At 31.9% G+C, this 22,364-nt stretch carries 17 protein-coding genes; 15 read left to right on the top strand and 2 right to left on the bottom strand.

Annotated elements, in window-relative coordinates; translation table 11 throughout:
- The first annotated feature begins 136 nt into the window (after positions 1–136).
- Genes EP747_RS16115 through EP747_RS16125 form a run of 3 tightly spaced genes read left to right on the top strand, consistent with a single transcriptional unit; the run spans position 137 to position 2,714 of the window.
- Positions 137–1,060, top strand: coding sequence for an ABC transporter ATP-binding protein (locus EP747_RS16115; RefSeq protein ID WP_129691137.1), 924 nt, complete (start codon positions 137–139; stop codon positions 1,058–1,060).
- Positions 1,053–1,799 carry an ABC transporter permease gene (locus EP747_RS16120; protein ID WP_129691138.1) on the top strand — a complete coding sequence of 249 codons (747 nt, stop codon included), beginning with the start codon at positions 1,053–1,055 and terminating at the stop codon, positions 1,797–1,799. Before EP747_RS16115 ends, EP747_RS16120 begins: the two co-directional genes overlap by 8 nt.
- A gap of 21 nt (positions 1,800–1,820) precedes the next feature.
- The gene (locus EP747_RS16125) at positions 1,821–2,714 is read left to right on the top strand and encodes a sensor histidine kinase (RefSeq protein WP_129691139.1); all 894 of its coding nucleotides are present in this window, start codon (positions 1,821–1,823) and stop codon (positions 2,712–2,714) included.
- Positions 2,715–2,974: 260 nt separating this feature from the next.
- On the opposite strand, the gene EP747_RS16130 is transcribed toward EP747_RS16125, so the two are convergent.
- Complete coding sequence (locus EP747_RS16130; RefSeq protein ID WP_129691140.1) at positions 2,975–4,372, bottom strand: PLP-dependent aminotransferase family protein; 1,398 nt, start codon at positions 4,370–4,372, stop codon at positions 2,975–2,977.
- A 219-nt stretch (positions 4,373–4,591) separates the two neighbouring features.
- Here EP747_RS16130 and azlC point away from each other — a divergent pair, with 219 nt between their 5' ends.
- The 7 genes from azlC to EP747_RS16165 all read left to right on the top strand — a co-directional run bounded on the left by azlC (position 4,592) and on the right by EP747_RS16165 (position 13,761).
- Positions 4,592–5,302 carry an azaleucine resistance protein AzlC gene (azlC, locus tag EP747_RS16135; protein ID WP_129691141.1) on the top strand — a complete coding sequence of 237 codons (711 nt, stop codon included), beginning with the start codon at positions 4,592–4,594 and terminating at the stop codon, positions 5,300–5,302.
- Positions 5,299–5,631, top strand: coding sequence for a branched-chain amino acid transporter permease (locus tag EP747_RS16140; RefSeq protein WP_129691142.1), 333 nt, complete (start codon positions 5,299–5,301; stop codon positions 5,629–5,631). Before azlC ends, EP747_RS16140 begins: the two co-directional genes overlap by 4 nt.
- 18 nt (positions 5,632–5,649) lie before the next feature.
- Positions 5,650–7,407: an adenine deaminase C-terminal domain-containing protein gene (locus tag EP747_RS16145; RefSeq protein ID WP_419179318.1), complete on the top strand. Its 1,758-nt coding sequence runs from the start codon at positions 5,650–5,652 to the stop codon at positions 7,405–7,407.
- Positions 7,408–7,711: 304 nt separating this feature from the next.
- A complete protein-coding gene (locus EP747_RS16150) occupies positions 7,712–9,829 on the top strand; it encodes a HelD family protein (RefSeq protein ID WP_129691144.1) in 2,118 nt (705 codons plus the stop codon).
- 320 nt (positions 9,830–10,149) lie between these two features.
- Positions 10,150–10,917 (top strand): ABC transporter ATP-binding protein, encoded by a 768-nt coding sequence (locus tag EP747_RS16155; RefSeq protein ID WP_235832910.1) that lies wholly within the window; start codon positions 10,150–10,152, stop codon positions 10,915–10,917.
- 17 nt (positions 10,918–10,934) lie between these two features.
- On the top strand, positions 10,935–12,554 hold the full coding sequence (locus tag EP747_RS16160) for a hypothetical protein (protein WP_235832903.1): 1,620 nt from the start codon (positions 10,935–10,937) through the stop codon (positions 12,552–12,554).
- A gap of 184 nt (positions 12,555–12,738) precedes the next feature.
- The gene (locus EP747_RS16165) at positions 12,739–13,761 is read left to right on the top strand and encodes an NADH:flavin oxidoreductase/NADH oxidase (RefSeq protein ID WP_129691146.1); all 1,023 of its coding nucleotides are present in this window, start codon (positions 12,739–12,741) and stop codon (positions 13,759–13,761) included.
- Between the two features lie 117 nt (positions 13,762–13,878).
- On the opposite strand, the gene EP747_RS16170 is transcribed toward EP747_RS16165, so the two are convergent.
- Entirely contained in the window at positions 13,879–14,676 is a 798-nt protein-coding gene (locus tag EP747_RS16170; protein WP_129691147.1) for a formate/nitrite transporter family protein, read from the bottom strand.
- Positions 14,677–14,847: 171 nt separating this feature from the next.
- Between EP747_RS16170 and EP747_RS16175 the strand changes: the two genes are divergently transcribed.
- The 5 genes from EP747_RS16175 to EP747_RS16195 all read left to right on the top strand — a co-directional run bounded on the left by EP747_RS16175 (position 14,848) and on the right by EP747_RS16195 (position 22,306).
- Positions 14,848–15,408: a GNAT family N-acetyltransferase gene (locus tag EP747_RS16175; RefSeq protein ID WP_165347097.1), complete on the top strand. Its 561-nt coding sequence runs from the start codon at positions 14,848–14,850 to the stop codon at positions 15,406–15,408.
- A 317-nt stretch (positions 15,409–15,725) separates the two neighbouring features.
- On the top strand, positions 15,726–16,016 hold the full coding sequence (locus EP747_RS16180; protein ID WP_129691149.1) for an SAV0927 family protein: 291 nt from the start codon (positions 15,726–15,728) through the stop codon (positions 16,014–16,016).
- A 953-nt stretch (positions 16,017–16,969) separates the two neighbouring features.
- Entirely contained in the window at positions 16,970–20,935 is a 3,966-nt protein-coding gene (locus EP747_RS16185) for a S8 family serine peptidase (RefSeq protein WP_129691150.1), read from the top strand.
- 187 nt (positions 20,936–21,122) lie between these two features.
- Positions 21,123–22,127 carry a TIR domain-containing protein gene (locus EP747_RS16190; protein WP_129691151.1) on the top strand — a complete coding sequence of 335 codons (1,005 nt, stop codon included), beginning with the start codon at positions 21,123–21,125 and terminating at the stop codon, positions 22,125–22,127.
- A complete protein-coding gene (locus tag EP747_RS16195; protein WP_129691152.1) occupies positions 22,124–22,306 on the top strand; it encodes a hypothetical protein in 183 nt (60 codons plus the stop codon). The genes EP747_RS16190 and EP747_RS16195 overlap by 4 nt, the downstream gene beginning before the upstream one ends.
- Positions 22,307–22,364: the final 58 nt, after the last annotated feature.

Raw genomic sequence — 22,364 nt, forward strand, 5'->3', positions numbered from 1 at the left:
AAGAATTGACTTAAGACATTCTTATGTTTTCCTTCTTATAGTAAAAGTGTTCACAAAAATAAATTGGTTCAATAGGATCGTTAATTAAATATCCGTTGGACGAGCCACTAAGAGTTTATATAAGGAGGGGTAACTTATGAATGAATTTGTACTTAAAACGAATCAATTATCAAAGAAATATCATAATAAAATGGCCCTTAATAATGTTAATTTATCGATTAAAAAGGGATCCATTTACGGTTTTATCGGGCAAAATGGTGCAGGGAAGTCCACATTAATACGCTTAATTACTGGTTTGGGGTATCCAACAACCGGTTCATTTGAACTGTTTGGAGAAAGCAATGAGCGAGGGTTAATTGAAGCAAGAAAAAGAGTTGGGACAATAATTGAAGGTCCTGCGTTATATCCGCATTTGACAGCAGCTGAAAACTTAGAAGCACATAGGCTTTTAAAAGGAATTCCTGGGAAAGAATGTATCGAAAAAACACTTAGGCTTGTTGGTTTAGAAGATACAGGTAAAAAGAAGGCGAAAAATTTTTCTTTAGGGATGAAGCAAAGACTTGGTCTTGCAATCGCTTTATTGGGGGATCCTGAATTTTTAATATTAGACGAACCAATAAACGGACTTGATCCTATGGGAGTTGTGGAAATACGTGAATTACTTAAAAAGCTTAATAAAGAGTATGGAATTACGATTTTAATTTCTAGTCATATTTTAAGTGAACTACATTTATTAGCAACTCATTACGGCATCATTCATAATGGTGAGTTATTAGAAGAACTTTCAATTAAAGAACTTGATGAAAAATGTAAACACTTTTTGCATATTAAAGTTGATAACCCAAACAAAGCTGCGACTGTTATTGAAAGATCCTTTACTACTCAAAATTTTGAGGTCTTGCCGGACGGTTCGATCAAGTTATTTGATTATGTTGATAGACCAAGAGAGGTATCGAAGGCATTAACTAGTGAAGGTTTAATTATCGAGCAATTTATGCCAATGGGAGAAGATTTAGAAGCGTATTTTACAACTCGCATCGGGGGTGTAAATCGTGGGTAATCTATTGAAAACGGAACTGTATAAATTAAAAAATGATCGTTCATTTCGAACATTACTATTTATTTTAATTCTATTCTCTTTATTGTATCCTTTTACGACTAATATAGATTCAGCATCTAAACTTTCTTTAGATGAATACTATACTTATAATATTTTAAGTATAAACAACGATATTATAAAATTATTACCTTGTATTTTTGCAGGTTTCTTTATTACAAGTGAATATTCGAACGGAACTATGAAATCGATTGTATCTTCGGGAAATAGTAGATTACGAATTTATTTTTCAAAGTTGACGATGTTTTCAATTGGTTCAGCCATAATTTTATTAATACTACCAATTTTTATGTCGACGACTGCTGCATTACATTTTGATTTTAATGGTCCAACTGATTGGATGTTTATCTTTAAAACATATGGTCTAATCACAATTTATGGAGCCGCGTTTGCTTCAGTCATGACGATTATTGCTACTATTTTTACTGACAATGGAAAAACAATTGGATTTTTATTAATGTTTTTTGCTTTAATTAATTCTTTATTAAGTTTTATTGGTTCTAAATTAACCTTCCTTCAAACAATCATTAAAAATTCAGTATTTATGCAATTTCCAAAAATATATAAAGTCAATCAGTTAGATCATAGTGAAGTGTTTACACTTATTTTGGTTCCAATTTTGACATTTATTGTACTAGGTATTTTAGGAAGTTTCATATTTAGAAAAAAAGAAATTAAGTAAGATCGAAAGTGGGTGAGTTTTATGAAATATATAACAATAAGTGTTATCATTCTTTTGTCATATTTTCTCACCCGTTATTATTTGTTAAAAAAAGAGATTAAAAGAACTACTCAGCAATTACAAGCTCTTAATAAAAATACGATTGAAAAGAAAATTGACCTTCAGTATTTTGATAAAGACATTGAAATTCTTACAGCAGAAATAAATAAGCAAATTGATCTAACAAGAAAGTCTAAAGCAGAAAAGCGTTTAAGTGAAAATGAATTAAAACAGGCAATTTCATACATCTCGCATGATATACGAACGCCAATGACGTCGATTTTAGGCTATATTCAATTTTTAGAATCAAATGAAATAACGTCAGATAAAAGAAAAGAATATACAAATATCGTAAAAAATAGTGCACGAAGGTTGAAGGTCTTACTAGAAGAGTTTTTTGAACTTTCAGTCATAGATCAAATTGATTATCCAATGAAGGTTGAAAAAATAAAATTAAATCAATTGATTCTAGAAGTACTATTAGGATTTTACGAAGAATTTAATCATCGAAATTTAGAACCAACTATTGAAATTCCGAATACTGAAATGATGATTATGGCTGATTCTTCTGCAGTAAAACGTGTCATAGAAAATTTAATCATTAATGCGATTAAACATTCTAGTGGAAATATTAATATCCGCCTTGAAAAATCAAATAAATCCATTCTATTATCAATTAGTAATTCAGTTAACGAGTTTAATGAATTGGATTTACAACGTATGTTTGATCGTTTTTATAAAGCAGATCAAACTCGAACAGGTAAAGGCACAGGCCTTGGTTTGCCAATTGCTAAAAGTTTAATGGAAAAAATGAATGGAAATATTACCGCTGAGTTTAAAGAGAATCGATTATATATGAAATGTGAATGGTTTTAGAGGTAGAGTGATATTAAATGGTCCCTAATATAGGGTCTTTTTTTTATTTTATTCAAAAAAGGAGATGACTTATGGCTATACGGTTTTAGGCATAATCAAGTAACATAGAAATTTTATTAAAAAAACTAAAGCTCCCCTTATTGGGCTTACACCTAAAATATTTTTAATTTCTACTAGAAATATTAATATAATATAAAACAAAAACTAGGAGCTATTAAACATCTAGCTCCTTTTTTATGAAAAGACCTTTGGTAATAAAATTACTTCATCTGTTTGTCGAGATATTGAGATAGAACTTTCAATCCAGTATGTAAATCATCTAAAGTTTGTGTAGAAGAAAGTGCAATACGTAAATACTTTTCGGAAGAAGCCTGCCCACTTAGAAAACGATCAGAATGAAACACACGTATACCTTGATTTTTCAAGTCTGCTTCTAAGTTTACCCCATTACTATGTCCGTGTATTGGAAGCCAACGATAAAAACTAAGCGGATGACCAATCTTATTTACAGGGAAATAGGATGAATAAATATCGTTTACAGTTTCAGCCAACTGTTTCTTTTGTTGAACGATTTCATGCGCTTTTCCTGATAAGATCAACTCTGTAATGACTTCAACATCAAGTGATGATGTTTTTACGTTAAGATTAAAAATAGCCTTCAAAATCTTTTCACGTAGTGCATCCCCAAAAACCATGTAAGCAACTCTCAATCCAGAACAGATGGACTTTGATGTACCACAAATATATACGCTTTGTTCTGGAAGTAGGTTATACATCGGTTGTTTGTAATCTGAAATTACTCCCGCTGTTATAAATGCATGTATATCATCTTCGATTAAAATTAAACGATGCTTCCTTATTACGGAAGCTAATTCAAGTTTTCGAAAGTCAGAAATCATTATAGTGGTTGGGTTACTACAAGAAGGCATTAGGAATATACCATGTATATTAATTTGGCTACATTGCTTTTCAAGTTCATCTGGCAACATCCCAAACTGATCTCCAGGAATTGGGATTAATTGAATGTGAAGTGTTTTTGCCAACTCAATAAAATTTGAAAAGGTGTAAAAATCTGTCGCAATTCGATTACCTGGCTCAAATAAACTAGCCAAAGCAAGGACCAAAGCATTTTGAGTACCAGAGGCAATTGCTAAATTATCTTGTTTAGCTTTAATACCAAAAGCTTCCATCCAGTTTAGTGCTGCTGCTTTTTGATGTGGGATACCGGTGGGATCATTATAATTTAATAATTGATCTAAATAGCTTTTACTGACTACTTTCTGAATTGCTTCGGACACAATACTATTCGTTTGTTCAAAAGAAGCCACAAAGCCAAGATCAATACTATTTGCTGTTTTATCTGTTGAAATCGTTATTGAATGGGCAGCATTTGGTGCAACAAAAGTTCCACTTCCTGTAATCGCATAGATTAAACCTTTTACTTCACATATTTTGTAGGCTCGAGTGATTGTCGTAAAATTTAAGTCAAGAAAATCGGCTAATTCTCGCTGCGGTGGTAACTTTGTACCGGGAGCAAGAAAGCCATTAATAATATCTTGTTCTAGTTGTATGGCAATCGAATGATAAAAAGGACGTTTTAAAGTCATTTTGTCGGGTTTCCAAGACATTGGGTAATTATCAAATGAATTTACTGGCATAGGGGTCACCTCTATTGATTAATTCCATACAATTGTATCATTTTTGTATGGAATTCTAAAAGTAAGATTATCTTCCAGTTGAGTCAGAATTTAATTAAATCAACTTTAACAGTACTTGATTTAATTTTTAGAAAATTGTAATCCATACAATTATTTCATTTTTTGTATGGATTCTGTATGTTAAATTATAATAAATTTAACGATACAGGATGTGAAGGTATGAAAAAGGGAAACAAACTTTGGAAGGCATTTCGCTTTGCTTTTCCACACACGATACCCATTTTTGCAGGATTTTTATTTTTAGGTATAGCATATGGGATTTTTATGAACTCTTTAGGATTCAGTGCCATTTATCCGATCTTGATGGGGTTAACAATATTTGCTGGATCTATGGAATTTATTGCAGCAAACTTATTACTGATGGGTTTTAATCCAATAAACGCACTATTTTTAACTTTAATGGTGAACGCGCGACATTTGTTTTATGGAATCTCAATGTTAGATAAATATAAAGGCACTGGTAAGAAAAAGATCTATCTAATTTTCGGACTATGTGATGAGACTTTTTCGATAAATTATACTGCTGATCTACCAGATAGCGTGGATAAGAGTTGGTTTATGTTTTTTGTTACATTCCTTAATCATTTGTATTGGGTAATTGGTGCATCAATTGGAGGAATTTTTGGATCACTTGTAAAATTCAATACAAAAGGGCTTGAATTCGTCATGACTGCCCTTTTTGTTGTTATATTCATAGAGCAGTGGAAAAAAGAGACAAAACACATTAGTGCAATAACAGGGGTCAGTCTTTCAACTATTTGTCTGATTATTTTTGGTGGAGATCACTTCATTATTCCTGCGATGCTTTCAATTCTTGTTACACTTAGTGTACTTAGAAAACCATCTAAGAAAGTCGAGGTATCAGTATGACAATGAATGTTACACAGCAAATTATTACAGTATCAATGGTTGTTTTAGGTACAATGCTTACAAGATTTCTTCCATTTATCATTTTTCCACCGGGGAAAGCTACACCGAAGTATGTACAGTATTTAGGTAAAGTCCTACCTTCTGCAGTAATTGGACTATTGGTTATCTATTGTTTTAAGAATGTAAATGTACTTTCTGGTACTCACGGTATTCCTGAGTTTATTTCAGTAATTGTTGTTGCGATTCTCCATTTATGGAAGAGAATGATGCTTCTTTCGATAGCGGGAGGTACGATTGTTTATATGATTCTTGTGCAATTAGTTTTTTAACAAAATAGGAGTGAAATGATGAAAAATTATAGATGGAGTAATGAGCAAATTAGAAACCAAGTAAATGTTCTTGATGGAGTAATGAATCCGCATATCATTTTAAAAAATGCAACGTATTTAAACTCATATTTGAACGAATGGTTACATGCGAATATTTGGGTTTATCAAGACCGGATTGTTTATGTTGGAGAAGCTCTTCCGGAAAACTTAAATGAAATTGAAGTGGTAGATTGTGAAGGGCAATATTTAGTGCCAGGTTATATAGAACCTCATGCTCATCCCTATCAACTCTATAATCCTCTTACATTAGCAAAGCATGCTGGTCAACTCGGTACAACAACATTAATAAACGATAATCTAAAATTCTTCTTAGAATTGCCTAGTCATGCTGCTTTTGAATTATTGAATGATTTTAAAAATATACCATCAAGCATGTATTGGTGGTGCCGTTTCGACGCACAAACTGAATTTCCGAATAATGATGAGCTATTTAATTCGAAAGATGTTATGTCTTGGCTTGAAAATGAATTGGTTTTACAAGGTGGAGAACTAACCGCGTGGCCAAAGCTACTTAATGGAAATAATCAAATGCTTACTTGGATACAGGAGACGAAGAAGCTAAATAAGAAAGTGGAAGGGCATTTTCCTGGAGCTTCAGAACGCACATTAGCTAAGTTAATGTTATTAGGTGCAGATTGTGATCATGAAGCAATGACAGGAAAAGAAGTACTTTCACGTTTAATGCAGGGCTATATGGTTTCTTTAAGAAATTCTTCGATACGACCTGATTTAGAAGTGCTTTTAAAGGAAATTAAAGAACTCGGAATTCAAAAATTTGATCGTTTTTTCTTTACGACTGACGGTTCACATCCTTATTTTTATGAAAAAGGAATGACTGATGAATTAATAAAAATAGCTATCCGTCACGAAATACCGTTAATTGAAGCATATAATATGGCAAGTTATAATGTAGCTTGCTATTATAATATGGAACATTTACATGGTTCAATCGCCACAGGAAGAATAGCAAATATTAATCTACTAGAAAGTAAAGAAAACCCAACACCTATAAGTGTTTTAGCAAAAGGTAAATGGATCAAGAAAGACGGGAACATAATCAATCAATATTTGCCGATCGATTGGGAGAAATATCAATTCTCTAAACTAGATTTAAAGTGGACTTTACAAAAAGAGGATCTGAGGCTTACAAACTCATATGGTATAAACTTAATAAATAATGTTATTACAAAACCATATGAAAGTATGATTGATGTAGAATGTGATGAATTATCATACGAACATGATGAATGTTTTCTTTTAATGGTTGGAAGAGATGGTTCTTGGAGATTAAACTCGCTAGTGAAAGGATTTGCTAGGCATATGGGTGGATTTGCGAGCTCTTATTCTGGTACTGGTGACATTTTAATCTTAGGCAAAAGAAAATCAGATATGTTGAAAGCTTTTGAAAGAATGAAAGAAATTGGTGGTGGCTTGGTACTAGTAGAAGAGAACAAAGTTGTTCACGAAATTTCTTTAGCTTTAAAAGGTAGCATGTCTGAATTAGATATGGACAGTTTAATTCAAATTGAGAAAAAAATGATTGAATTGTTAAAAGAAAAAGGATATAAATACGACGATCCTGCTTTTACGCTATTATTCTTTTCTGCAACCCATTTACCATTTATTCGATTAACTCCAAGTGGATTATATGATGTGAAAAACAATAATGTAATAGTTTCACCAGTAAAAAGGGAAACGCCACACAAAATAATGTAAGATAGAAATCTCACAATTTATATTTACAATCTTAAGGTATGAATCCGATTTGTAGCGGAATCGTACCTTTTTTATTATGAGGAACTTTTCTTTTAATTGCTGTTACAATAATATTGAATAGTTTTTAAACATCTGATGTACAGTAATATACGTCAATTCAATTAATTTAACATTTTTCTGATAAAATAACCAAAAACTTTTATTTTCTTTTAATTAACTCTTTACTTTAGTAATTAGTTCTTGATACAATATCTTTCCGTCTGAAAATTCGGCAATTAAATTTACATATAAGGAGGTTAGGAAAATGAATTTACAACCATACGAAGAAGAACTTCTATATTTAAACACAATTTTATCTGAAATGGAACGGCAGCTAACGAAACTTGAAGGGATTCCTGTTTACACTGGAAGTGATGTAACAGAACAAGTACTTGAAGGAATTCGAGAAACAAATCGAAGAAATCTTCGCTTAGCTAAAAACGAACCTTATTTTGGCCGAATGGATTTTCAAGAGGAGCATAAAGATTCGATACCGGTTTACATAGGAAAAGTAGGAATATCAGAACAAACTACGGAAAATCCATTGATAATTGATTGGCGTGCCCCAATTGCAAGTATGTTTTATTCGTTTACAGGAGGAGACGATCCTGCTTATTACGAATCACCTGAAGGTATTATCGAAGGGATAATATTTTTAAAACGAAATATAGTAATCCGCAAAAAAAATCTCCAACGCGTTGTAGATACATATGTAAGAGGCGATCAAGATGTATCAACAACTGATGATTTTCTTCTATATCGATTAAGTGAAAACAAAGATAATCGCTTGAAGGATATTGTATCTACTATTCAATCTGAACAAAATGATATTATTCGTTCATCCAAAAATACACCTTTAGTCATTCAAGGAGTAGCAGGAAGCGGAAAAACAACTGTTGCTCTTCATCGACTAGCATTTCTGATTTACCAATACCGTGAAACATTAAGGGCAGATAAAATGATTATTTTTGCACCTAATAATATGTTTCTAGATTATATTTCAAACGTTCTTCCTGAATTAGGAGTAGGTGGCATTCAACAAACAACATTTTCTGATTGGGCATTAAATACCCTCGACCATGAAGTAAAACAAAAGGATTCCTCAGAAAACCTTAACAAATGGTTCGCAACTGGTGCTAATCGCCTTGAAATCAATCAAAATAGTCCAGGTAAATGGAAAGGCTCCACTCATTTTATGTCATATATTGATCGATGCATGGATATGTATGAAGCCTCAGCTGTACCTGAAAATGATTTCAAACCATGGAAAAAAAGAATGATTGATAAAGAAACACTTAAACATTGGTTTAGTTTTGAATATAAACATTATCCACTTGCTAAACGGAGAGAACGCATTGTTGCTAGGCTTAAGAAATGGATTGATAATGAGCTAAAGGTTATAGAAGAAACTAACATAAAAAAAGAAAAAAAGAAAAAAGCAATTCAATATTTAAATTCTTATATGAAACAATGGCCAAAGCATACTGCACTTACTTTCTATAAATCTTTATTCACTACAACAAAGAATGCTTCTATTGTAGACGAAATACCGAGAGATATTATTAAATCTACAACTTTAAATTGTAAAAAGAAAGAGATGGATCAGGAGGATTTGGCTCCGCTAGTATATATTCACAATCGTCTTTATGGAATTGAGTCAAAGCAAAAGTTTCATCATGTAATAGTAGACGAAGCGCAGGATTTTTCACCTTTTCAAATTGCATTATTAAAGCAGATGACAATTGGAAATTCGTTCACCATTCTCGGAGATTTATCCCAAGCTATTCACGAGTATCAAGGGATTAATACTTGGGATGAATTTTTAGAGGTATTCAATGAAAAAGAAGTAACCTATTACGAGTTAAATAGAAGCTATCGTTCCACAATGGAAATCATTCATTTTGCGAATGAGATTATAAAAAAAGCAAATATACCTGTTAGCTTAGCAAATCCAGTTTTTCGAAGTGGAGAAAAAGTTAAATTACTAGAAGTAGATCATACAAATCGGATTCAAGTAATCATTAATTCCATCAAACAATTAAAAATGGATAAAATGGATACAATTGCAATTATTGGCCGTACTGAGGATGAGTGTGCAAATTTACATAGTGAATTATCCGCAGCTGGAGAAGAAGTATCCTTTATTCATTCAAAACAGAGAAAATACGAAGGTGGAATTTCAGTAGTACCAGTTTATCTTTCTAAAGGACTTGAATTTGATGCTGTACTACTTGTCGATGTAGATGACATGCACTATGAAAAAACTAAACAAGACGCTAAGTTACTTTATGTTGGATGTACTCGAGCACTTCATAATTTAATCGTACTTTATTCTGGAAACAAATCTCCACTAATTGAAAAATCACCACTTCAGACAGTATAAATACAATTGATGTCACGTTGCATCAACTGGCTAATTATTTTAACTAAGCGCTAATTAAAAGCATTTACAAATATTTAATACTAATTTTCAAAGGAGCATCGATTTTACAGATCGATGCTTTTTTATATTGACTCGATTGAACTTCTAAAACTATAGAATCATTTTCAATCTATTCCTTAAAACAGACAATTCTTCTGTTATTGTCAAAAAAACTCCTAAAATATGGTAAATCTTACTCATTTCAACAAGATTAGTAGTCTATTAAGATTGAAGTATTAAATAAAAAGTAGGTGATCATCATCGAGACAAAACAAGAAGTCATATTGTGCTTAAAGGATCTAAAAAAGGACTATGGTGCAAAATCGGTTTTAAAAGGAATTGATTTAACTGTTCATCGTGGACAAATTATTGGTTATATTGGACCAAATGGAGCAGGTAAAAGCACGACTATAAAAATTTTATTAGGGCTAGAAGGAAATTACACTGGGAATGTTGAGATTTTTGGGGAAGAAATTTCAGAACAGAATGTTGAATACAAGAAGAAAATTGGGTATGTTCCTGAAATTGCCGAACTATACGATAATCTTACAGCTAGAGAGTATTTAACATTCGTTGGCGAGTTATATGGGCTGGATTTTGATGAAGCTGATGAGAAGGCTATGAAGTTAATGAAGGTATTTGGTTTGGAGGAAGTTTATTTTTCCCGAATAGCTTCTTTTTCAAAGGGGATGAGGCAAAAAGTCCTTATCATTTCAAGTTTAATCCATAATCCTGACTTATTGTTTTTGGATGAGCCACTTAGTGGGCTTGATGCAAATAGTGTAATGGTATTTAAAGAAATATTAGGCATTCTAGCAGCAAATGGAAAAACGATTTTTTACTCATCACATATAATGGATGTTGTAGAGAAAATAAGTAATCGAATTATTTTGATCAATGATGGTAAAATCGTTGCAGATGGTAGTTTTAAAGAACTAAAGGAGCAAAATGAAGAAGGATCATTGGAACAGATTTTCAATCAGCTTACAGGGTTTAATGAACATCAAGCTTTAGCTGAGGAATTCGTTTCCATTGTTAAAGGGGGATAAATGTGAAGGATTTCCCTATGTTAAAAATTTTAGACTTTTTTCGACCGCTATTTGAACTATTTGGTGTTGAATATCCAATCATGCGTAAAATTTTAGCAGTTAAATTAACAATGGATAGTCGTAGGACACCGACCATTTTTAATCAAAACAATAAAAAAACAAAGAAAGACGAAGAAAATGGATTCACAAAATCATTAGGAATGTATGCTTTACTTAGTTTGATGCTCATTCCATTAGTGATTTTTGGAAAAAGTTATATATATGAAATGAGTGCTTTTTTTGGCATTATTATGTTTCTCATCATGACATCAATGATCTCGGATTTTTCAAATGTCTTACTGGATGTGAAAGACAAGGGGATTCTTCATACAAAACCGATTGGAAAAAAGACGATTACTGCTGCTAAAATGGTACACATATCAATCTATCTTTTATTAATAACTACATCTATTACAGCATTGCCAGTAATAGTTGGGACATTTAGACACGGTTTTTTATTCTTAATTTTGGCGATTATAGAGCTTCTTCTCGTCAATTTATTTATAGTTGTCTTAACGTCAATTATCTATTATTTTATTTTAAGATTTTTTGATGGTGAAAAGTTAAAAGATATTATCAATTACGTTCAAATCGGATTATCAATTTCGATCGCTGTAGGTTATCAACTTGTTGGTAGAGCGTTTAGCTTTGTAAATTTAGATATGTCATTTACGCCAACTTGGTATCATTTTCTTATTCCGCCTATTTGGTTTGGGGCGCCATTTGAGTTGATTTTAAATCGTAATACAAGTACATATCTTATTGGATTTTCTATTTTAGCAGTAATAATCCCCATTATTGCAATCATGTTCTATAGTTTATTGATCCCATCATTTGAGAAAAATCTTCAAAAATTATCAAATAATAGTGGGATAAACAGAAAAAAAGAAAGTAAGTGGAAGAACTGGCTGTCTAGAGTATTTTGCAATAATAATGAAGAAAAGGTATTTTTTAAATTCGCAGATAATATGATGCGAAATGAGAGGGAATTCCGTCTAAAGGTTTATCCATCATTGGGATTATCACTCGTTCTCCCATTCGTTTTTCTATTCAATCAATTACAAATTTCTTCATATCATCATATAGTTTCAAGTAAGAGTTATTTAACGATTTATTCGTCTTGCTTAATTATTCCAAATGCGATCGCAATGCTAAAATATTCCGGGAAATATAAAGGAGCCTGGATCTATAAAACAGCGCCAGTATCGAACCTCGCACCATTATATAGTGCAACATTAAAAGTATTTATCGCAAATCTCTATTTTCCTGTCTATTTTATTTTAAGCATAATTTTTATCGGAATCTTTGGTATTAAAATAATTCCTGATATATTAGTAGTTTTTGTAAGCTCAATTTTGTATACAGTTATTTGCTCAAATTATCTTAAAGGATCACTGCCATTTTCTGAGTCTTTTGAGGATGCTCAACAAAATTCAGGTATCAAAATAATGATTGCCTTAATATTGGGGGGCATTTTGGCATTAATTCACTGGGGGATAACTTTTATTCCTTTTGGTGTAATGATTTACTTAGTATTGCTAATTATGGTGACTTTCTTTTCATGGAAACGTGCATATAACACGATATGGAATTTTTAACAATTGAAATTTGAGATTAGTAAATTATTTTTAAAAAGTAGGAAGCAATATGCTTTCTATTTTTTATATTTTATTTCTTGGGTAAGATAAATGAGTGAGTTGAGCAATTAAATAGAACTTTTTAATTGATTGGGATAATATGGGATTGTAGCTTAAATAAAAAGTTTGTGAGAGGACGTTGACTATGTCTAATTTATTCAAACCATTCAAATACAAAGGATTAGAATTAAAAAATCGTGTTGTAATGCCACCGATGTGTCAATATTCAGTCCATTTAAAAGACGGGATTCCAACAGATTGGCATTTCGTTCACTATACTAGTCGTGCAATCGGGGGTACGGGTTTAATCATTATCGAGATGACAAATGTTGAAGATCGAGGCCGCATTTCAGATTATTGCCTAGGAATTTGGAGTGATGACCATATACCAGCATTTAAGCGCATTATCGATGAATGTCATAAATATGGTGCAAAAGTTGCGATTCAAATTGCTCATGCAGGACGTAAAGCTGAAGATGCTCCAAATCCAGTGTCCTCTTCACCAAACGCTTTTAATGAGAAATCAAAAACTCCACATGAGTTAACAACTTTAGAAGTTAAAGAAATGGTTGAAAAGTTCAAAAAAGGTGTAGAACGCGCGGTTCTTGCAGGGGTAGATACGATTGAGCTTCATGGAGCACATGGATATCTCATCCATCAATTTGCATCTGCTTATACAAATCAAAGAACAGATGAATATGGACAAGATAAATTTTTATTTGGAAAAGAAGTCATTAAAGCAGCTAAAAGTGTAATGCCAGCTGACATGCCACTTATTATGCGAATTTCTGCGTTAGAATACGTGGATGGAGGCTATGGACTAGATTATTCTGTAGAAATGGCTAAGGCATTCCGTGATGCAGGTGTTGATCTCTTCCACATTTCATCTGGTGGTGAAGGTCCAATTGGTTCAGGAGGAAGACCTGGATCACATCCCGGATATCAAGTCAAATTGGCTGAACAAATAAAGAAAGAAGTAGAAATCCCTGTCATTGCAGTAGGGAAATTAGATGATGCAAATCTTGCAGAATCTGTACTCGGCAATCAAGAAGCGGATTTAATCGCTGTTGGTCGTGGGATGCTAAGCAATCCTTATTGGGCAAATGATGCTTCTATCCTTCTTGATGGGAAACCTTTGACTCCAAAACCTTATGAGAGAGCATATTAAAAATAAATTAGAAAAGTACGCTTATTGATCAGCGTACTTTTTAATTTTAATGAAGCTATAAAAACTTGAGTAGTTTATAGATGTGTAGACAAAGTCCAAGATTTAGCATTACTAGACTTATTTTGAATTTACTTCATCAAAAAATGGTTTGTTAGCAAAATAATACATAACTGCCATCATAAATTCTCCACCAATAAGATTTCCAATCGTAACAGGAATTAGATTTCGAATAATCCCTGACATAGAAATAGTGGTAGGATGATCAATTACAAGTGCTATTGCAAAGGAGCACATATTGGCAATACTATGCTCATAACCGGACATAAAGAAACAAAACACAAATAACATCATCGCAGTAATTTTTGTTAGATTTTCAGTTTCACCAAAAGACATTGGTATGAAAAAGGCAAGACACACGAGCCAATTACACAAGATGCCCCTTGCGAATAAATGAAAAATAGAATTATCTATTTTATGTTCGACAACTGATAATAGAAATGCACTAGAGTCAGGAGCATCAAAGAGTCCTGTAGTATAAATGATAAAAGCAAAAAGACATGCCCCTAAAACATTTCCCACATAACTATATACCAAAAGCTCAAAAACTTTAGGCCATTTCATTTTATCTCTCAATGCAGCATAAGTGTAATAAAATGTATTCCCAGTAAAGAGATCTCCACCACCATACCAAATCAACACAATAGCTGCTCCAAATGTTAATGCGGCAATTGGGTAAGCAACAGGAGAATTAACTAAGAAAAAGCCGTTTCCTGTCTTAAAAGCTACCATTACACCGAAACCTATAAACATACTTGCAAGCATACTTCTTAATATGTAGCGAAGATGGCTTTGCTCAAATATTTTTAATTTCTTTAAGGCTAACTTTTCTACTTCTAACAGCGGTTTTATTTCCATCGAATCACCCCTTTTTAATTTGTCCATAAATGTTTAAGAAATAGCATTTTTGTAAAATTTTATGGTAAAATTTAATTATTAACAATTTTCCGTATAATTAAATCTTCTCTTTTTAAAAAGAGTTGTAGATAACGAATAGTAGATATAGAAAAGTACATCGGAGGGGTTATTTTGAAAGAAATTATAGTACGCCCATATACATTTGAAGATGCAGAGGCTAAGTTAAAATTACATGTAGAAAATAAAGATCATTTTGAAAAATGGTCTCCTACGTTAAGGAAAGAGGACTTTTACACCGTTGAAGGACAAATGAATAGTATTAAAGAGTTTATGGAAAAAAGTGCAGAAGATAGTAGATATGATTTTGCGATTTTTGTTAAAGAAAACAATGATATAACTTTAATAGGAGAAGTACAGTTCATTTTTGTTACACGTGGACCTAAACAAAGTTGTATGGTTGGTTACCATATTGGGGAAAAATTTAATGGGCAAGGATATATGACGAAAGCTTTGAAACTTGCTCTGAAAATAGCATTTGAAGATTTGAAGTTCCACCGAGTGACTTCAGAAGTTAATCCAGAAAACTTAGGGTCTTTACGCGTACTTGAAAAGGTTGGATTTGTGAAGGAAGGGTATTATCGAAAAAACTTAAAAATTAGAGATCAGTGGTATGATCATGTTTGTTTGGCAATCTTAGAAGAAGAATTTGCAGAGAAGGTTGCACAAAGCTAATTTGGTAAAATAAATATTTTGTTTAATTTAAGATAGACAGTTTACTGTTTATCTTTTTTTAATGGAAAATAATTTTAATATCTATATAAAAAGTTCAATTTTGCATTAGTTGAAAATAATTTAGATGCATTTACGACATAATTTTTAATTTGTCATAAAATTTTAACAATAAAAATAAAGGAAAATTGGCATATTTTAGCTAATTAATAAGAAAGGGAGTTCATACTCTCTTTTCTATTTAATAATCGATGCAACAATTCGATTTAAGTGTAAGATGCTCAAAGTAAAAACTATGGTGAAAAAAAGGAGTGGTAGGGATGAATTTCTACATTATATCGGAAGAGAAAGAGAACCAAAACATTCATTATTACTGTATCGCTGCAGGTAGCCATCGCTACGACTTTGCTGTTATCTTTTCGGGAAAATTTCTAGGGAAGGCAATGGTTGTCTCTATTCAAAGTGGGAGAATGGTATTACTTTGCAGAGAAGATATTGACCATCCAGAACACTGGGACCAAAAGCTTGGAATTGCAGCTGAAGACATCAAAGAAATTGAATCGTTTTTTCATTCCATTTTGGACCAACGAATTTTTAGTGATCAATATTAAAAAGCGAGAGTCTCCAAATTTTAGGAGACTCTTTTTAATTGGTATTTATAAGTACATGTTTGGTTTCCTATTTAAGTAAAGAGAGTAGCTATTTCGCTACCTCTTTTTTATTTTAGAACAAAAAAATTAAAAAACATTTCGACACATTATTTTAGTTGCTTCACAAAATACCATTTAATTTATTAATTTCCAATTATAAGTAAAAACAAACACAAATCCTAATAATTCTGAAGGGAATGGAAGTACGATCGTACCAGCTGATCCTACTAAGAATATCAAATTAAATCTTGTAAATGAAATTACACCAACTCAACTATCATTCTACTACGGCGACACACTTACACAAACCGTTCCGGTAGGGACTTATTATTTAGAAGGATACGGTAACATTAAAATTGATGTAAATTCAACAACCTATATTGAGTTTAATAATTAATAGAAAATAATATTCTGTGGGGTAAAAATAGGTGAGTTCTTATTTTTACCCCAGTTTTTTCTAGGTGAAAAAATGAATAAGGAAGATTTTTCTATTTATCTAAAAAAATAATTAATTATATGTCAATTTTGTATTAAATCAATTACAATTAATAAGAGTTTGTTACAATCATAACTCTTATTCTATTGATAGTGAGTAAAAACGCTTGTTTCGGTCATTGCGTTACAGGTAATTAGACCTTAAAAATTCCAAAAAACATCTATTGTCAAATTCAAAAGTTCTATTTTTGACTAATCTAAAAGGTATTATTAAGTGTTTACTAGAAAATAATTCCAAGAGAAAGGAGGGTTTTGACAGTTTTGATTTGGAGCTGATGTAACTACATATAAAATTTAATCCATTTGTTTTCATACATAATAAATTCAATCTTTCTTTTAAATGAATGGATTAATGTTTAATTGTTACATATGTTTGTCTAGTAATTTTCTATTAAACTATTAAATAAAGGGGCTCAACAATGAAGAAAAAAAATTATTTAGCTTTACCTGTATCAACAATTCTGTTATTTTCAAGTATTTATTCTGGGACAGTTCAAGCCGCTTCAGTAACAGGAGCTAATAGTACAGTTGCTAATCAGGTAAACTCTGGTAAAAACCTTAGAAAAAGCCAAATGAAAGAAGTGCCAAAAGCAAGTGGTAAAGTACTCCCTAAGAAGGCAGAATCTAAAATTGAAACAAAATTAAGAGATAAATTAAAAAATAAACAATCAGTAACGAAACATAATGATCAAACAGGTGAATTAATCGTTAAATATAAAAAGAAAGTGACTACAGGTGAAATTACTTCACTTCAGAAAAAATATTCTTTAAAGTCTTCAAAGAAATTAAAGAATTTAAACGCTGAAGTAGTAAATATTCCAACAGGTGAAAGCACTAGTGAGTACATAACGAAACTAAAAAAGGATCCAAACGTTGAATCTGTACAACCGAACTACAAATATTACGCTTCTGACTTCAATAATGCTAATGACTATTATGATCAATTATGGGGACTTAATAATAAAGGACAAACGATTAATGATAGTGTAGGAAAAGAGGATATTGATGTAGACGCACCTGAAAGTTGGACTAATTTTAGTTCAAAATTAGCAAATCAGGAAGCGCAAGTAGTAGTTGGTGTAATCGATACAGGTGTGGATATTAACCATCCAGATTTAGCAGGAAAAATTTGGACAAATACTAAAGAAATTCCTAATAATAAAATTGACGACGACCATAATGGTTATGTTGATGATGTAAATGGTTGGGATTTTTATAACAATGATAACAGTGTTTACGATGCACTTGATGGAGATGAGCATGGTACTCATGTATCCGGAACAATTGCTGCAGCTTTAGAAGGACCAAATTTAACAGACAATAAAGGTGTAGTTGGTGTTGCTCCTAACGTAAAAATTTTACCGTTAAAATTCATCGGTCCTGATGGAGGAACATCTGCAGATGCGATCGAAGCAATCGAATACGCTAAAAGTATGGGCGTTAAAATCACAAATAACAGCTGGGGTGGCGGAGAATACGATCCATTACTTGAAGAAGCAATTGAAAATTCTAATAGCTTATTTGTAGCGGCTGCGGGTAATGACGGTATGGATAATGATGAAGAAGGGGCTTATCCTGCAAGCTATGAAAGTTCTAATATCTTATCAGTAGCTGCTGTTGATAACAAAGGTAACTTAGCACCTTTCTCAAATTATGGTACTGAATCTGTAGATGTTGCTGCTCCTGGAGTTGACATTATCAGTTCAGTTCCTAAATACCCAATCGATGAAATTACAAAATCATTGAAAATTGATCAAGCTGGAGCATCAGCCCAAATTAATGGGGACAATTACAAAGCGATCTTTGATGGCATTGGATATGAAAAGATATCTGAAAAACAAAGACAGGATGCTTTTGATAAAGCACTAAGTTATTTAGATTTAACAGATACAAGTAAAATATTACTAGTTCAAGATGATGAAAGTGATCTTGCAGACATGTTAAAAGATATTCCAGAACTTTCTAAAATCTTTAAAAACTATTTACCAATGTATCAAACTCTATTGTCTAAGTATTCTTCGGTAAAAACGGTTACGATCAGTTCAGAATCGTCTTTATCCATGAGCAATAATGATTTATCACAATACGATGCTGTAGTTTGGTTTACAGGGAACGGTATTGGATTTAACTCTGAGGAAGGTAATGCTTTAACAAAATCAGATACAGAATTATTAAAAAATTATCTTACTAACGGCGGTAAATTATTATTATCAGGTGTTAACGCCTTAATAGGCCAAGAAAAATCATCATTTGTAAAGGATTCTTTACATTTAAATGTTTATTCAGAGATGGGTCCAAGTTTAAATGTTGAAGGTTTATCTGGTGGAATCTATGAAAATACTAAGTTTGATGTAAACCGATATGATTTACCTTACTATATTGCTGATTATGTAACTTCGAATGATGAACAAAAAACAATCATTAATTCTAAATATGTTTCTGATTATGCACAAGCATACGATTATTATAGTGGAACATCTATGGCAACTCCACATACTACGGGTGCTGCTGCTATTTTATTAGGTTTACATCCGGATATGTCACCTGAGATGCTTAAACTATATACGAGTGCAAAAGGAACGAAATTAGATTCACTAAAAGATCTTGTAGGTACTGGAAATATTGTTAAAGCTTCAACTTTAGATAACTTTGATGACAATGATACACCAGGAGTTCCATTAGATAAAAGTATATTAAATGGAAGTCTAGATTTTACAAAAGATAAAAACGATGTTTATGCAATATCATTAAAAGAAGGCCAGGGCATCACATTCTCATTAAATGGTCAAGCAGAAAGCGATTTTGATTTATATGTGTATAATGAATTAGCAGCTAGTGTAAATAATAAGAATGGTATGGTTGCATACTCAGAAAACGTAAATTCATCTAAAGAAAAGATAAACTTTATCGCTCCTAGAACTGGTATTTATTTTGTAAATGTCTACGACTATAATGGTTCAGGAAACTATAAACTTTATTCTGGCAATTTCGGTGGATCGTATGAAGATGATTCTGACTCAGTCACTTTAGAGGGAGATTGGAATCCAGCATTTAATCCACAATTCTCTGAAGAAATGGCAGGAGTCCTTAATTCTAGAGGTGAAGTTAATTTCTCTTTTGTAGGGTCTAGCATTGAATGGCAAGGTTTTAAAGATCCATCTCAAGGAATTGCCGATGTTTATATAGACGGCAATAAGATAGCGTCTCCATCGCTTTATGATAGTACGTTAAAATCAAAGCAAAGTTTATTAAAATATGATTTTACATCTTATGGCAATCACTCTATAAGAATTGTTTGGACTGGAAAAAGTGATCCAGCGGCAAGAAAATCTGCTACAGCGATCAATTTGGATAAATTTATTGTAAAAGATAATCCTATTTCATTAAAAACATCATTTGATACAGCAAAGAAATATCCAGTTATTTCATGGACTGCTCCAAAATGGGCTGAATCATATAATATTTATCGCAAAGAGTCGTCACAAACTGGTTATGTACAATTAAATAAAACGCCTATTACTACAGAGTCTTCTACAGCGTCTTATACAGATACAACTGCAATGTCACCTGGAAAAACGTACAACTATGTAGTAGTAATTAATACACTGGATAAAACTGAGACACCTTTTTCAACATCAGTTAATTACGTAAACGATGATGATATTAAAGCAAGTCTACCATTGAATGGTACTGTAAAAGGAAGTCTAAATGCTGACGCAAAAGACTTCAAAGATGTTTGGTCTAAAACGTTAGAAAAAGATAAAACATATGAAATTAACTTAACTGGCCCATCAAATGCAAACTTTGATCTTTCTTTATACAATACAGGTTTATCAACTATTTATGGTCAGCTTGTATTGAAACAGTCGGCTAGTAATACTTCTTCTGAAAAAATCGTCTTTAAGCCAACGAAAACTGGAAAGTATTATATTGTTCCTTCTACTGGAAAAGACTCTGGTCAATATAGTCTATCTATTTCCGTGCAAACGACAAAAACAGTAGAGAACACTGATACTAATGTTAAATACTCTGGAACTTGGAGTAAGTTAAAATATACGAGCGCTTCTGGCGGTACGATTAATCAAACAAAAGGATCTACTGGATCCCTTCAATACAATTTTAGTGGTACGGGTATTACTGTATATGCTTTAAAAGATAAAAATATGGGTAGAGCTGATGTTTATATTGATGGTAAAAAAATCAAGCAAATTGACCTTTACTCTTCAAGCCGCAAATATAAAGTGAATGTTTTTAATTTGCAAAACTTACCAAACAAAGCTCACACTATTAAAATTGTTGCTACTGGGACAAAATCTAGTGCTGCAACAAACAAGTTAATAAATGTTGATTCGTTTAAATTAACTCAGTTTTCTTTAGTTAAATAATAAGATCAGCAGTTGTTTAAAAAAAAATCCTGATGGCTCATTTGAGTTATCAGGATTTTTTGTTTTCAATTTAGTCTAGTTTATAAAATTACCTTTACTAAAGGAAATTAAATAGTGACAAATTTTGTGAAATATTTTGAATAATATAGAGGTTTTTCTATGTATTTGGTAAAATTGGAAACCAAGAGTGTTTATTGGTTCTTCAGCGGAAGCTATTCATTATGTTGAAGCCGTATTTGAAGGACTAAAAAGAGATACGGAAGTTACGATGTGGATGAATGCTTTTGAAGAACTAGAGTACACGATGGATGATTTAGAAAAGCAACTAGATACAAATGACTTTGCAGTATTCATTTTTACTCCAGACGATATTTTAGAAATTCGCAATGAGAAATATTTAGCAACAAGAGATAATACAATGTTTGAAATGGGACTATTTTGGGGGCGTTTAAAAAGAGGACGTGTTTTTTACATTATGCCAAATGATACTAAAGGCATAGTACATAAAAACTCTATAGAACCTCTGAACTATCATTTACTTTCGGATTTAACCGGTCTTAATTCATTAAAATATGATATACGTGATGATAAGGATATAGTTCAAGAAGTGACTGGTGCTTGTATTAAAATAAAGAGAAAAATTAGAGAAACAGGTTTATTTCCTGATCTTCAAAATAAAATTGATGATTTAATCGTACAAAAAAAAGAAAGTGAAGTTGTTGCTAAATTTAGTACACTTCTAACACTTGAACTTTTAAAATCAGACCGAAATAAAGTTGCGATTTTCTTATCAGATAATTTAAAAAGGGCTCATAGTGTACCTGAAGGTTATGAAATTGCTGATGTAGGTGTATGGAAAGTAGAAGGGTCTGACGGTTTAAAACATGTTGCTGGAAAAAAATCTAGAATCGATTTTTATCATTTTGATGTGAATGAAGGTATTGTTGATGATCGAATCTTTGTGATCGATAGTTATCTAAATAGCGAAATTATTTTCATTAAAAAAAGTGAATTTTACAATACATACTTAATATGCTATCCTATTGAAAATAGTATGGTACTAACTGTCACTTTTTCAAGTGAAGAGTATGAAGCAATTGATCTAACTGAAGATGAAAAAGACTTCCTTTTAGGAAGAAATAAAAGATTAATGAAAACAATAAACGAACTATTTGGAGGTGTTTCTGTATGACTAGGCATATCAACTTAAATGATGCTAAAAAGGAATCCAAGAAAGATTTCTATCCAAAAGTTGAAAAAGGTATTGGCCAAAAGGGACTTGCTGATTTTAATGGTAAAACTGAAAGAGGAATTGTTGTTCTCCGTCGTAAAGCAGAATACGGAACTCCAGATCAAATGACAGCATATTAAAGTAAAAGGGTGACTAAAATTAGTTACCCTTTTTTTGTTTTTAAATTACTTCAATTTC

Source organism: Gottfriedia acidiceleris (assembly GCF_004138285.1).
Taxonomy (GTDB): Bacteria; Bacillota; Bacilli; order Bacillales; family Bacillaceae_G; genus Gottfriedia; species Gottfriedia acidiceleris_A.